The organism is Streptomyces sp. NPDC002790 (genome assembly GCF_040295505.1).
GTDB lineage: Bacteria > Actinomycetota > Actinomycetes > Streptomycetales > Streptomycetaceae > Streptomyces.
This window is the reverse complement of sequence record NZ_JBEOVM010000076.1, coordinates 18,491-30,562: the sequence shown is the minus strand read 5'-3', so window position 1 is coordinate 30,562 and position 12,072 is coordinate 18,491. Positions and strand designations below refer to the sequence as shown.

Sequence of the window (12,072 nt, the reverse complement as noted above, 5' to 3'; positions counted from 1 at the left end):
CTCACCCGCGGGGGGGGCTGGTTTCGCCTCAATCGCCGGCGGGGCTCCAAATGGAGCCCCTGCGGCGATTGAGCAGGCCCGTCCGGCAGGACTTTCGGGAAGGGGCGGGGTGGGGGAGACAGCCCACGGCGCCGCGCGACGAGACGAACGGGGAAGGCCCCAAGTGACCACGCAACCACCACTCCTGGACGTCACGGACCTCCGTAAGACCTACGGCACCCACACCGCCGCCGAAGCGATCAGCTTCACCCTCACCCCCGGCGGCGCCCTGGGGATCGTCGGGGAATCCGGCTCCGGCAAGACCACCGTCGCCCGCATGCTCGTCGGCCTCGTCCCCCCGGACCACGGCACGATCAAGGTCGACGGCACCCCAAGGCCCGCCAAACCCCCTCGCGGCAAGACCCCCCGCCTGGCCAGAGCCCGCCAGATCCAAATGGTGTTCCAGGACCCCTACGTATCGCTCGACCCCCGCCTCACGGCGGACGAGTGCCTGCGCTCCGCCCTGCGCCTGCACGGCCGCGACGAATCCACCGCATCCGCCCTCCTCGACCAGGTGGGCCTCGGCGCGCGCGAGGCCACCGCCCGCCCCCGCCACCTCTCCGGCGGCCAGCGCCAACGCCTGGCCATCGCCCGCGCACTCGCCGTCGACCCCCAAGTGCTGGTCCTCGACGAGGCGGTCGCCGCGCTCGACGTCTCCATCCAGGCGCAGATCCTGCGGCTCCTCGACGAGATCCGCCGGGACACCGGAGTGGCCCTGGTCTTCGTCAGCCACGACCTGGCGGTCGTCCAGCACGTCACGGACGAGGTGCTGGTGATGCGGCGGGGCAGAGTGGTCGAACGGGGGCCCACGCACCGCGTATTGAGCGAGCCCACCGACCCGTATACCCGGCTGCTGCTCGCCTCGGTGCCGGGCCGGGGCTGGGACCCGGCGGACGCGGTCGCGGCCCGGGCCGCACTCACGTAGCCGCCCGTCCGAAAAAGGCAGGAGCCCCGCTGCCGTGAGGCGCGGGGCTCCTTGGGTACTGCGCTAGGTTCCGGATCAGATCACGGCAACTACCGTGCGATCGCGAAGGATCAGACGGGGGTGACGTTCTCCGCCTGCGGACCCTTCGGGCCCTGCGTGACGTCGAAGTTCACGGCCTGGTTCTCCTCAAGGGAGCGGAAGCCGCTCGCATTGATCGCGGAGTAGTGGACGAAGACGTCCGGGCCGCCGCCTTCCTGGGCGATGAAGCCAAAGCCCTTTTCAGCGTTGAACCACTTCACGGTTCCGGTAGCCATAAGCCCTCCTATGGGCCAAAGGGTTGCCCTGTTCCAGAACCTGCAAATGCACTTGCGAACAATGCAAAAGTCTGAAAATGACGAGAGCCCGCGGTCACATGCTCCGCAGGCTCTGTACTGCAAGGGAAACCAAACTGCAACTTGCGATGGAGCCTAGCACGCAGGCAGCCGAAAGCAATAGAGGCCAAGATCACTTCACTCGCAGGTTTGACGGGGTCTCCGTGGGGGTTGACCGCGATGCCGTACCCGACCCGGACCCCGCACCGTACCGCATGGGGTTTAGTCTCGCGATGTGGACAATTCTCCCGAGACCCTGAAGGCCGCGCGGCGCACTCGTCCGCGAGTGGGCCACATCCAGTTCCTGAACTGCATGCCTCTGTACTGGGGGCTTGCCAGGACGGGCTCGCTCCTGGACTTCGAGCTGACGAAGGACACGCCGGAGAAGCTGAGCGAGCAGCTGGTGAACGGTGACCTCGACATCGGTCCCATCACCCTCGTCGAGTTCCTCAAGGCGGCCGACGACCTCGTCGCGTTCCCCAATCTCGCCGTGGGTTGCGACGGCCCCGTGATGTCCTGCGTGATCGTCTCGCAGGTCCCCCTCGACCAGCTCGACGGCCGGCGCGTGGCCCTCGGGTCCACCTCTCGTACGTCGGTCAGGCTCGCGCAGCTGCTGCTGGCCGAGCGCTTCGGCGTACAGCCCGACTACTACACGTGCCCGCCTGACCTGGGGCTGATGATGCAGGACGCGGAGGCGGCCGTGCTCATCGGGGACGCGGCGCTGCGGGCCAATCTGCACGACGCCCCGCGGCTCGGCCTCCAGGTGCACGACCTGGGTGCGCTGTGGAAGGAGTGGACGGGGCTGCCGTTCGTCTTCGCGGTGTGGGCGGCACGCAAGGAGTACGTGGAGCGCGAACCGGAGATCACCCAGAAGGTGCACGAGGCGTTCCTGGCCTCCCGCGACGTCTCCCTGGAGGAGGTCACCAAGGTCGCCGAGCAGGCGGCGCGCTGGGAGGTCTTCGACGAGAAGATCCTCGAGGAGTACTTCACGACGCTCGACTTCCGCTTCGGTCCCGCACAACTGGAAGGCGTCACGGAGTTCGCGCGACGGGTCGGACCGACGACGGGGTTTCCCGCGGATGTCCGGGTCGATCTGCTGATGTCGTGAATTCTTCCTGAGTGCGCTTGTGGGCCGGCGTTCTCCGGCGCGGGATTCCTGGAACGTTGTACGGGAATTCTGCGCCGGTGGGTGAATTCGGTATGAATTCACGGTGATCCACCCGGTCTTCCCGATGTGTTCCCGATGCGTCCCGGATGTGTTCCGGGGCTTTCGAGAGGCGTGTGCGCGGACGAGGCGCGGGGCTACGCTGCTGGTGCGTGCGTGCACATTGGGGGAGGTCCGCATCATGCAGCCGCTTCAGACCGGCGAACCCACGGCGGTGGGGCCCTACCGCTTGCTCGGCAGGATCGGTTCGGGCGGCATGGGCCGGGTGTATCTGGGCCGCAGCGCCGGAGGGCGCACCGTCGCCGTGAAGATCGTGCACCCGCACTTCGCGCTCGACGACGAGTTCCGGGCCCGCTTCAAGCGTGAGGTGCAGGCGGCCCGCCGGGTGGGCGGTGCCTGGACGGCGCCGGTGCTCGACGCCGACCCGGACGCCGAGGTGCCGTGGGTGGCGACGGGATACGTCGCGGGCCCCTCGCTCACCGAGGCCGCGGGCCGGGGCGCGGGCCTGCCCGACCATTCGGTACGGGTTCTGGGCGCCGGCCTCGCCGAGGCGCTCGCGGCCGTGCACGGCCTGGGGCTCGTGCACCGCGACGTGAAGCCGTCGAACGTGCTGCTGACCCTGGACGGGCCGCGGCTCATCGACTTCGGCATCGCCCGCGCCACCGACGGCACGGCCTCGCTCACCTCCACCGGCGTCTCCATCGGCTCGCCCGGCTACATGTCGCCCGAGCAGATCCTCGGCAAGGGCGTCACGGGCGCCGCGGACGTCTTCTCGCTCGGTGCCGTCCTCGTGTACGCGGCCATGGGGTCGTCCCCCTTTCCCGGTGACTCGTCGGCCGCGCTGCTCTACAAGGTCGTCCACGAGCAGCCCGAACTGGGCTCGCTGACCGGCGAATTGCGCGAGGTCGCCGCGGCCTGCCTCGCGAAGGATCCGGCCGCGCGCCCCACTCCCGAGGAGGTCGCCCGGCGCCTCGCCCCGGACGGCGCCGCGCGTCTCGTGCAGGCGGGGTGGCTGCCGGGGCCGATGGTGGAGGAGGTCTCGCGCGGCGCGGTGCGGCTCCTGGACCTGGAGGGCGCCCCCGCCGACGTCCCGCACTCGGGGCCTGTCGGCTTCAATGCCCCTGCCGTGACCGGGAGTTCGGAGCCGGCCGGCGTCTTCGGGCCACCGGACCCCGCGTACGCGCGCGTGCCCACGCCTCGTACGGAGGGGTCACCCACCGAGTCGAAGCAGGACGCCGTACCGGGGCGCCTGTCGATGTCCGTGACGGCGAGCTCGACCCCCGGCGAGTCGAACGGGCGGGGCCGCAGGGTGAGTTGTTCGGTGGCGCTCGCCGTGGCGGGCGCGTTCGCGGCGGTGACGGTGGGCGGCGTGGTCCTGTTCACCATGCTGCCGAGCGAAGGCGGCGGCGACCAGAGCGGCGCGAGCGACGCCCGGCCCACTCCGTCCGCCGCGTCCAGGGCGCCGGGCGTACCGCAGTTCTACGTAGGGGCGTGGGACGGGCCCGCGAAGCAGGCGGGGGTCTCTTTCGGGACGTTCCGCGTCGACCTGAAGCAGGCCAGGGCCGGCCAGCGGGTCGGCAAGGTGACGTCGACGGATCCGCTGGGCATCCAGTGCGTCGACGTACTGACCTTGAAGTCCGCCGACGGCAAGGCGCTCGTGGCCGCGGGGAAGGCCGCGCCCGGCAACCCGGGCACCTGCGCGAGCGGCACGCACACCGTGCGCCTCACCCGGGACGGCACGTCCCTCAAGTACACCTCGCAGTATCCGGCCGCCGGCAACCCGACGGCGGACCTCGACCGGGTCAAGGGCGGCTGAGGTCCGGTGCGGGGGGACATGGTGCGGGGCGGCGCGCTGATCGCCGTCGAGGCCGGTGCGCCGGTCGTGCTGGTCGCGCTCGCCGCCCTGTGGGGCGCGGCCTGCGGGCTGCTGCTGCCGCGGCCCGCGTACCGGCTGTCCGTCGAGCCGGGGGAGCCGTGGCGGCCGGGGCGCGGCTGGGTGGGGGCCGGGCCCGGTTCCGTCCGGCTGGCCCTGATCACCGGCGCGGCCTGCGCGCTGCTCGCCGCCACCACCGACACCCGGCCGGAGCTCGGCGCCTGGCTGCTGCTCGCGCCGCTCGGCGTGCTCCTGGCCACCGTCGACTTCGCGGTGCACCGGCTGCCGGACGTGCTCACGCTGCCGCTCGCCGGGCTCACCGTGCTCGCGCTCGGCGGGGCCGCGCTGCTGCCGGAGGCCGGCGGGGCGTGGAGCGGCGCACTGTGGGGCGCGCTCGGTCTCGGCGGCGGCTACCTGCTGCTTCTGCTCGCCTACCCGAAGGGGATGGGCTTCGGGGACGTGAAGCTGGCGGTCGGGCTCGGCGCGGCGCTCGGCTGGTACGGGTGGGGTGTGCTGTTCCTGGGCGCCTTCGCGGGCGTGCTGTTCAACGGTCTGTACGCGCTGGTCCTGGTGGTCGCGCGGCGGGCCGGGCGCGGGACCGAGATCCCGTTCGGCCCCTTCATGATTCTGGGCGCCCTCGCGGGGGTTCTGCTGGGCGGTCTGGGCGCCTGACGTACGCTGAGATTTCAGCTCAGACTCGTCGAGATTCCAGCTCGAACTCGGCAGATTCCTCCGAAAGGGGCTCGTCCGGTGACCGAGAAGGCCGCGCTGCCGTCCATGATGGCCATCCTCGACCGCGCCGCCGACGGTGGGCGGATCACCCCCGAGGAGGCCGTCACCCTCTACCGTGACGCCCCGCTGCACGCGCTCGGCGCCGCCGCGGACGCGATCCGCCGCCGCAAGTACGCGGGCATCGAGCACATCGCGACGTACATCATCGAGCGGAACATCAACTACACGAACGTGTGCGTCACGGCGTGCAAGTTCTGCGCCTTCTACGCGGCCCCCAAGGACACCAAGAAGGGCTGGTCGCGCGACCTCGACGACATCCTGCGGCGCTGCCAGGAGACCGTCGAGCTCGGCGGCACGCAGATCATGTTCCAGGGCGGGCACCACCCGGACTACGGCGTCGAGTACTACGAGGAGCACTTCTCCGCCATCAAGAAGGCGTACCCGCAGCTGGTCATCCACAGCCTGGGGGCCTCGGAGATCGAGCACATGGCGCGGATCTCCAAGGTGTCGGCCGAGGAAGCCATCCAGCGCATCCACACCGCCGGTCTCGACTCCTTCGCCGGCGCCGGCGCCGAGCTGCTCCCCGCGCGCCCCCGCAAGGCGATCGCTCCTCTCAAGGAGTCCGGCGAGCGCTGGCTGGAGATCATGGAGATCGCCCACAACCTGGGCGTCGAGTCGACGTCGACGATGCTGATGGGCACCGGCGAGACCAACGCCGAGCGCATCGAGCACCTGAGCATGATCCGCGACGTACAGGACCGCACGGGCGGCTTCCGTGCCTTTATCCCGTACACGTACCAGCCGGAGAACAACCACCTGAAGGGCCGCACGCAGGCGACGCTCTTCGAGTACCTGCGGATGATCGCGATCGCCCGGATCTTCCTGGACAACGTCCAGCACATCCAGGGCTCCTGGCTGACGACGGGCAAGGAGGTCGGCCAGCTGTCCCTGCACTACGGCGCCGACGACCTCGGCTCGATCATGCTGGAGGAGAACGTGGTCTCGTCGGCCGGTGCCAAGCACCGCTCCAACCGCATGGAGATCATCGAGCTGATCCGCAAGGCGGGCCGCGTCCCGGCGCAGCGCGCCACGACGTACGAGCACCTCGTCGTGCACGACGACCCGGCGAACGACCCGGTCGACGACCGCGTCAGCTCGCACATCTCGTCGACGGCGATCGACGGCGGGACGGCTCACCCCGAGCTGAAGCTCGTCTCCACCAACTGAGCGCGTCTTGGCGACACTTCACGTCACCGAGGCCGACGGGGCGGCCGCTCTCGTCGAGGGCGAGACCATCAGAGCACTCGGCTCGTACGAGGAGCTGACCGAAGCCCACCCGTCGGCGCGGGTGCGGCGCTGGCCCGGCATCCTCACGCCGGGACTCCTCAACCCGTACGGTCCCGAGATCCTCGAGCACACGTACCACCCGGATCCGCGCGAGGCGGACACCTACGGGACGGTGCCGATCGGCGGGGAGCGGGCGCGGGAGATCTTCCGCGCGGACCCGTCCCGCCTCGGCGCGAGCGCCCGGCGGGGCGTGCAGCGGCTGTTCGCGCACGGGACGGTGGCCCTGGCGGGCGAACTGCGCGCCAAGCCGGTCCTTGAGGTGGCGCAGCGGTCGGGGCTCGTGTTCGGTGGGCGGCCGGAGGGGCTGCGGGGGCCCGTGTCCCTGTCCCCGAAGCCGATGGTGCTGTTGCCGGGTCTGGTGGTGGGCGGCCCGGCCCGCTTCGCGGTCTTCGACGTGGCGGACCGCGCCGAACTGGTGGCCAAGGGGGCGGCCACGTGTGTGGCGACGGTGGTCGGCGGGCGGTTGGTGTACCGGGCTCGCTGATCATTGGAGCCCCTGCGGCGATTGAGCAGGCCCGTCCGGCAGGACTTTCGGGAGGCGGCACCCGGCCCACCGGCCATGGGCTGCCACAATGGCCGGGTGACCCGTGCATCCCTGGACAAGCAGCCCCACGAAGTCGCCTCGATGTTCGACGACGTGGCGGAGAAGTACGACCTCACCAACGACGTGCTGTCCCTGGGACAGACCCGGCTGTGGCGCAAGGAGGTCGCCAAGGCCGTCGCCGCACGCCCCGCGCAGAAGGTCCTCGACCTCGCGGCCGGCACCGCCACCTCCTCGCAGCCCTTCGTGCAGGCCGGCGCGTACGTCGTGCCCTGCGACTTCTCCCTCGGCATGCTGCGCGTGGGCAAGCAGCGCCACCCGTGGATGCCGTTCACGGCGGGCGACGGCACGAAACTGCCGTTCAAGGACGACACGTTCGACGCCGTGACCATCTCCTTCGGGTTGCGCAACATCCAGGAGACCGAGGTCGCGCTGAGCGAGCTGCACCGCGTCACCAAGCCGGGCGGCCGCGTCGTCATCTGCGAGTTCAGCCACCCGACGTGGGCCCCCTTCCGCACCGTCTACACCGAGTACCTGATGCGCGCCCTGCCTCCGGTCGCGCGCGCGGTGTCCTCGAACCCGGACGCGTACGTCTACCTCGCCGAGTCCATCCGCGCCTGGCCCACGCAGCCCGAACTCGCCGCGCTGATGCAGAACGTCGGCTGGCAGCAGGTGGCCTGGCGGGACCTCACCGGCGGCATCGTCACGCTGCACCGGGGCTACAAGAAGGCCTGACCCGGGCTCACGGGCACGCCGGCTGCACGGGCACGGACCGCCTCACGGGCACCGGCTGAACGACCCGGTGCGTGTGGGCGGCTCGTCCGGTTCGCCGAGCTCCCTGCGCATGCCGCCACCCCGCGGCCCCGGCGCCCGCGGCACGCGCACGCCCGCGCCGCCACCGCCCTCGCCCTCACCGAGGTCGAACCACACCGTGACGACGGCGTCCCGCGGCACCTCGACGCCGGGCAGCGGGTACTGGCGCACCACGTACTCCACCACCACCCGGTCGACGTCGTACCGGTCCGCCGCCACGATCAGCACGCCGTGCTCGCGCGCCGTCTGCCGCGCGTCGACCGCCATCAGGCCGACGAGCTTCGGCACCGGCACGTCCGGCGGCCCGGCATCCGGCATCTTGGGCGTCTTGGGTGTCTTCACCACAGATGTCACCCCCAGGAGGTACCGGAAGGGTAGCCCTCGGGGTGTGGGGTCCGGAAGGTCCGGTCAGCGCCCCGGCGGACCGGATCAGGGGCTCAGACGGAGGCAGTGCTCTGGAGGGACGGGTCGGAATTCCAGGCCGAGGCAGCGTCCCGCGAGCGGGGTCAGAGCTCCAGACGGAAGCAGTGCCCTTGCTTACCGGTCGGCGTCACGAACGTCTCGGCCAGTTCCATGCCGAGCCGCCGGGTCACCGCGATCGAGCGCTCGTTGCGGGCGTCCACCATCGCGACGACGCTGGGCAGACCCGCCGCCCGCACCTGATCCAGCGTCAGGCCCGCCGCCGCCGTCGCGTACCCCTGCCCCCAGTACGCGCGCCCGAGCCGCCAGCCGATCTCGATCTCGCCCACCGGACCCCAGGTGCCCGGCCAGGGCTGCGCGCCCGTGAACCCGATGACGTCTCCCGCGCCGTCGGTCATCGTCCACAGGCAGAAACCGTGCTCCGCCTCGTGTCTGCGCTGCCGCGCGGTCAGCTCCTCGTACACCGAGAGCTCCGCCGACGCGCCTCCGTGGAACTCCATGACCTCGGGGTGGTCGAACACCCTGTGCCAGGCGAGCGCGTCCTCATGGGTGGGGACGCGCAGATCCACGGCGGGCAGAACTCGACTCATGGGCTGGCCCTTCGGCTGAGTGGTCACGGTCGCTGAATAGACTGCCCATGTCCGTGCCGGACGGCACACTGTTTTCGAGCCTGGGGAGAACCCGCCGTGACCGAGCAGCCGAAGCCCTTGTCCGAGCACAGCGCGGACGTGATCGTCGTCGGGGCCGGACCTGCCGGTTCGACGACCGCCTACTACCTGGCCAAGGCCGGCCTCGACGTCCTGTTGCTGGAGAAGACCGCCTTCCCGCGCGAGAAGGTCTGCGGCGACGGCCTCACGCCGCGCGCCACCAAGCAGCTCGTCTCCATGGGGATCGACATCTCCGAGGAGGCCGGCTGGCTGCGCAACAAGGGCCTGCGCATCATCGGCGGCGGCGTCCGCCTCCAGCTCGACTGGCCCGACCTCGCCTCGTACCCGGACTACGGCCTGGTCCGCAAGCGCGACGACTTCGACGAGCAGCTCGCGCGGCAGGCCCAGAAGGGCGGCGCCCGCCTGTACGAGCGGTGCAATGTCGGCGCCCCGATCATCGACGAGCGCACGGGCCGCATCACGGGCGTGCACGCGAAGATGGGCGAGGAGAAGACCCCCGTCACGTTCCACGCCCCGCTGGTGGTCGCGGCCGACGGCAACTCCACGCGCCTGTCGCTCGCGATGGGCCTGCACCGCCGCGAGGACCGCCCCATGGGCGTCGCCGTCCGTACGTACTTCACGTCGCCGCGCCACGACGACGACTACCTGGAGTCCTGGCTGGAGCTGTGGGACCGGCGCGGCGCCGAGGACCGGCTGCTGCCCGGCTACGGCTGGATCTTCGGCATGGGCGACGGCACGTCCAACGTGGGCCTCGGCATCCTGAACTCCTCGAAGGCCTTCCGCGAGTTGGACTGGCGCGAGGTCCTGAAGGCCTGGTGCGCGTCGATGCCCGAGGACTGGGGGTACACCCCGGACAACATGACGATGCCGATCCGTGGCGCCGCCCTCCCCATGGCCTTCAACCGCCAGCCGCACTACACCAAGGGCCTGCTCCTGGTCGGTGACGCGGGCGGCCTGGTCAACCCGTTCAACGGCGAGGGCATCGCGTACGCCATGGAGTCCGGCCAGATCGCGGCCGACGTCATCGTGCAGGCCCACGCGCGTGCCACCGACTCCCAGCGTGAACTGGCCCTCCAGCGCTACCCGAAGGTCCTCAAGGACACCTACGGCGGCTACTACACGATGGGCCGCGCCTTCGTGAAGCTCATCGGCAACCCGAAGGTCATGAAGATCGCGACGCAGCGCGGTCTGACCCACCCGATGCTGATGAAGTTCACGCTGAAGATGCTGGCGAACCTGACGGACCCGACGGGCGGCGACGCGATGGACCGGGTCATCAACGGGCTGACCAAGGTCGCGCCGAAGTCCTGAGCGATGCCAGGGTGGACCCATGATTTTCATCGCCGTGAAGTTCACCGTCCGCCCCGAGCACGCCGACACGTGGCTGGAGAAGACCGCCGCGTTCACCGAGGCCACCCGAGCCGAGGAGGGCAACCTCTTCTACGACTGGTCGCGCAGCGTCGACGACCCGAACCAGTTCGTCATCCTGGAGGGCTTCCGCGACGCCGCCGCGGGCGCCGTGCACGTCAACTCCGACCACTTCAAGGCCGGCATGGAGACCATGGCTCCGCTCATCGCCGCCACCCCGGAGATCATCAACGCCGAGATCCCGAACGAGGGTTGGGGCGAGATGGGCGAGCTCTCCCCGCAGGCCTGAGCTGCGATTCCTCCGCAGCACTGTCCCGGTTTTTCCGGACAAACACCGAAGGCCGCCGCACCCCGTAGGGGGAGCGGCGGCCTTCGGCCGTGCACGTGGTGAAGCCCTCAAGGGGCCTCAGGCGGCTGTGTGCCGCCTTTGAGTACCGCAGGGCTCCCGGGGGACCCGGAAGGTCACGGAGCCTCGGAGAGGCTCAGAGAACGCGCACCGCGCCGGTCGGCTGGTCGTAGGAGAGCGGCTTCTCGACCACACCGGTGGAGGAGTTCTGCGCGCCGACGAAGTTGCCGCCGCCCACGTAGATCGCGACGTGGTAGGCGCTGCCGGCGCCGCCCCAGTAGAGGATGTCGCCGGCCTGCAGGTTGCCCAGGCCGACCTGGGTGCCCTGCGTCGACTGGTCCTGCGAGACGCGCGGCAGGTCGATTCCGGCCTGCTTGTACGCGGCCTGCACGAGACCCGAGCAGTCCCAGGAGCTGGAGCCCGTGCCACCGGACACGTAGGCGTCACCGATGTGCGCCTTGACGAACGACACGACAGCGGCGGCGGAGCCGCTGGCCGGGGCGGGGGCCTCCGAGGAGGCGGACGAGGTGGTCGCCTGCAGCGTGGTGCGCTCGCTGGAGCGGGAGGCGGCGGCCTTCTCGGCGGCCTCGCGCTTGGCGGCGGCCTCGGCCTTCGCCTTCGCTTCGGCCTTCTTCTTGGCCTCGGCCTTCTTCTCGGCGGCGACCTGGTCCTTCTTCGCCTGGTCCGCGGCCTTGTCGAAGGCGGCGTCGCGCTCGGCCTGGACCTGGTAGTTGGCCGCGGCCTGCTGGGTGGCGTCCGCGGACTGGGCGACCTGGGAGGAGAGGTCGGTCGTGAGCGTGGGCATCTCGATGGTCTGAGTGACGGGCTCGGCCGCGCTGGCCGAACCAGCCGCACCAGCGATCGCCAGGGTGCTGAGGACGCCACCGGTAACTCCGGCGCGCAGGGCCTTCTTCGAGGCGCTGTTGCGGGGCTTCCGGTGGCTGGGTATGTGAGCGGTGTGGGACATGAGACCAACCGGTATCAGGGCCTCCCCGATCCCTTCAAGAAACGTGTGGTGCGCCACAGTTGTGGAGCAGGGGGGTCGAAACCCGGGCCCGACAGGCTTTATTGACGCCGTAACGGTCAAAGCGGACAGCCCCTTGGGTGGCCCTGAGCATTGGTTTTCTGCAATACGCCCGAATTGCCCGACGCTTACCACCCGTTGAGGCAGTTGGCCAAGCCCGGTTTCTGACGGTGCGGTAGCCGCGTGACGCAGGTCACAAGTGGACCCCTAGGGGATGCGATGCACACGCGATGGACACAACTCGCGTCCACTTCCATTCACACCCCTCCCCCTCACGTGTGAACGGCGTCCACTATCAGCCAACCGCGTCCAGCACCAATTTGCTTGCGATCTCCACGTCTTGATAGTGGGCACGCCTCTCCGACCAGGGGTAACGCGTCAAGATGTCACCACTGGTGATCACTCAGGTGCTTCGCGTGTGAAGATCACTGCTCATCCGA

13 protein-coding genes are annotated in these 12,072 nt (G+C 70.3%); 9 read left to right on the top strand and 4 right to left on the bottom strand.

All coding sequences use genetic code 11. The annotated features are described in order from the left end of the window. Positions 1 to 163: 163 nt before the first annotated feature. Positions 164 to 964 carry an ABC transporter ATP-binding protein gene (locus tag ABT004_RS26535; RefSeq protein ID WP_351341652.1) on the top strand — a complete coding sequence of 267 codons (801 nt, stop codon included), beginning with the start codon at positions 164 to 166 and terminating at the stop codon, positions 962 to 964. Between the two features lie 110 nt (positions 965 to 1,074). On the opposite strand, the gene ABT004_RS26530 is transcribed toward ABT004_RS26535, so the two are convergent. Continuing rightward, positions 1,075 to 1,278, bottom strand: a complete 204-nt coding sequence (locus tag ABT004_RS26530; RefSeq protein ID WP_100836743.1) for a cold-shock protein — start codon at positions 1,276 to 1,278, stop codon at positions 1,075 to 1,077. A gap of 313 nt (positions 1,279 to 1,591) precedes the next feature. Between ABT004_RS26530 and ABT004_RS26525 the strand changes: the two genes are divergently transcribed. The 6 genes from ABT004_RS26525 (at position 1,592) to ABT004_RS26500 (ending at position 7,728) form a co-directional block, all read left to right on the top strand. Beyond that, a complete protein-coding gene (locus tag ABT004_RS26525; RefSeq protein WP_351341661.1) occupies positions 1,592 to 2,443 on the top strand; it encodes a menaquinone biosynthetic enzyme MqnA/MqnD family protein in 852 nt (283 codons plus the stop codon). A gap of 238 nt (positions 2,444 to 2,681) precedes the next feature. Continuing rightward, positions 2,682 to 4,316, top strand: a complete 1,635-nt coding sequence (locus ABT004_RS26520; RefSeq protein ID WP_351341648.1) for a serine/threonine-protein kinase — start codon at positions 2,682 to 2,684, stop codon at positions 4,314 to 4,316. An 18-nt stretch (positions 4,317 to 4,334) separates the two neighbouring features. Continuing rightward, positions 4,335 to 5,045 carry a prepilin peptidase gene (locus tag ABT004_RS26515; RefSeq protein WP_351341658.1) on the top strand — a complete coding sequence of 237 codons (711 nt, stop codon included), beginning with the start codon at positions 4,335 to 4,337 and terminating at the stop codon, positions 5,043 to 5,045. Positions 5,046 to 5,123: 78 nt separating this feature from the next. After that, complete coding sequence (gene mqnC / locus ABT004_RS26510) at positions 5,124 to 6,332, top strand: cyclic dehypoxanthinyl futalosine synthase (RefSeq protein ID WP_351341645.1); 1,209 nt, start codon at positions 5,124 to 5,126, stop codon at positions 6,330 to 6,332. A gap of 7 nt (positions 6,333 to 6,339) precedes the next feature. Then, positions 6,340 to 6,936, top strand: coding sequence for an imidazolonepropionase-like domain-containing protein (locus tag ABT004_RS26505; RefSeq protein WP_351341642.1), 597 nt, complete (start codon positions 6,340 to 6,342; stop codon positions 6,934 to 6,936). 96 nt (positions 6,937 to 7,032) lie between these two features. Then, positions 7,033 to 7,728, top strand: a complete 696-nt coding sequence (locus ABT004_RS26500) for a demethylmenaquinone methyltransferase (RefSeq protein WP_351341639.1) — start codon at positions 7,033 to 7,035, stop codon at positions 7,726 to 7,728. 42 nt (positions 7,729 to 7,770) lie between these two features. Here the strand turns inward: ABT004_RS26500 and ABT004_RS26495 are convergent, their stop codons facing one another. Both ABT004_RS26495 and ABT004_RS26490 read right to left on the bottom strand, forming a co-directional pair. After that, the gene (locus tag ABT004_RS26495) at positions 7,771 to 8,124 is read right to left on the bottom strand and encodes a PASTA domain-containing protein (RefSeq protein WP_351341655.1); all 354 of its coding nucleotides are present in this window, start codon (positions 8,122 to 8,124) and stop codon (positions 7,771 to 7,773) included. 188 nt (positions 8,125 to 8,312) lie between these two features. Continuing rightward, entirely contained in the window at positions 8,313 to 8,816 is a 504-nt protein-coding gene (locus ABT004_RS26490) for a GNAT family N-acetyltransferase (protein ID WP_351341636.1), read from the bottom strand. Positions 8,817 to 8,912: 96 nt separating this feature from the next. Between ABT004_RS26490 and ABT004_RS26485 the strand changes: the two genes are divergently transcribed. Together ABT004_RS26485 and ABT004_RS26480 are read left to right on the top strand one after the other, a co-directional pair. Then, a complete protein-coding gene (locus ABT004_RS26485; protein WP_351341633.1) occupies positions 8,913 to 10,205 on the top strand; it encodes a geranylgeranyl reductase family protein in 1,293 nt (430 codons plus the stop codon). Positions 10,206 to 10,224: 19 nt separating this feature from the next. After that, the gene (locus ABT004_RS26480) at positions 10,225 to 10,551 is read left to right on the top strand and encodes a putative quinol monooxygenase (protein ID WP_351341630.1); all 327 of its coding nucleotides are present in this window, start codon (positions 10,225 to 10,227) and stop codon (positions 10,549 to 10,551) included. A gap of 193 nt (positions 10,552 to 10,744) precedes the next feature. Here the strand turns inward: ABT004_RS26480 and ABT004_RS26475 are convergent, their stop codons facing one another. Continuing rightward, positions 10,745 to 11,575: a C40 family peptidase gene (locus ABT004_RS26475; RefSeq protein ID WP_351341627.1), complete on the bottom strand. Its 831-nt coding sequence runs from the start codon at positions 11,573 to 11,575 to the stop codon at positions 10,745 to 10,747. Between the last annotated feature and the right edge of the window lie 497 nt (positions 11,576 to 12,072).

What these genes read in the sequence shown, in the direction of transcription:
- ABT004_RS26530 (WP_100836743.1), bottom strand. Translation starts at nt 1,278, where the DNA reads ATGGCTACCGGAACCGTGAAGTGGTTCAACGCTGAAAAGGGCTTTGGC.
- ABT004_RS26520 (WP_351341648.1), top strand. Translation starts at nt 2,682, where the DNA reads ATGCAGCCGCTTCAGACCGGCGAACCCACGGCGGTGGGGCCCTACCGC.
- ABT004_RS26515 (WP_351341658.1), top strand. Translation starts at nt 4,335, where the DNA reads ATGGTGCGGGGCGGCGCGCTGATCGCCGTCGAGGCCGGTGCGCCGGTC.
- ABT004_RS26495 (WP_351341655.1), bottom strand. Translation starts at nt 8,124, where the DNA reads ATGCCGGATGCCGGGCCGCCGGACGTGCCGGTGCCGAAGCTCGTCGGC.
- ABT004_RS26490 (WP_351341636.1), bottom strand. Translation starts at nt 8,816, where the DNA reads ATGAGTCGAGTTCTGCCCGCCGTGGATCTGCGCGTCCCCACCCATGAG.
- ABT004_RS26480 (WP_351341630.1), top strand. Translation starts at nt 10,225, where the DNA reads ATGATTTTCATCGCCGTGAAGTTCACCGTCCGCCCCGAGCACGCCGAC.
- ABT004_RS26475 (WP_351341627.1), bottom strand. Translation starts at nt 11,575, where the DNA reads ATGTCCCACACCGCTCACATACCCAGCCACCGGAAGCCCCGCAACAGC.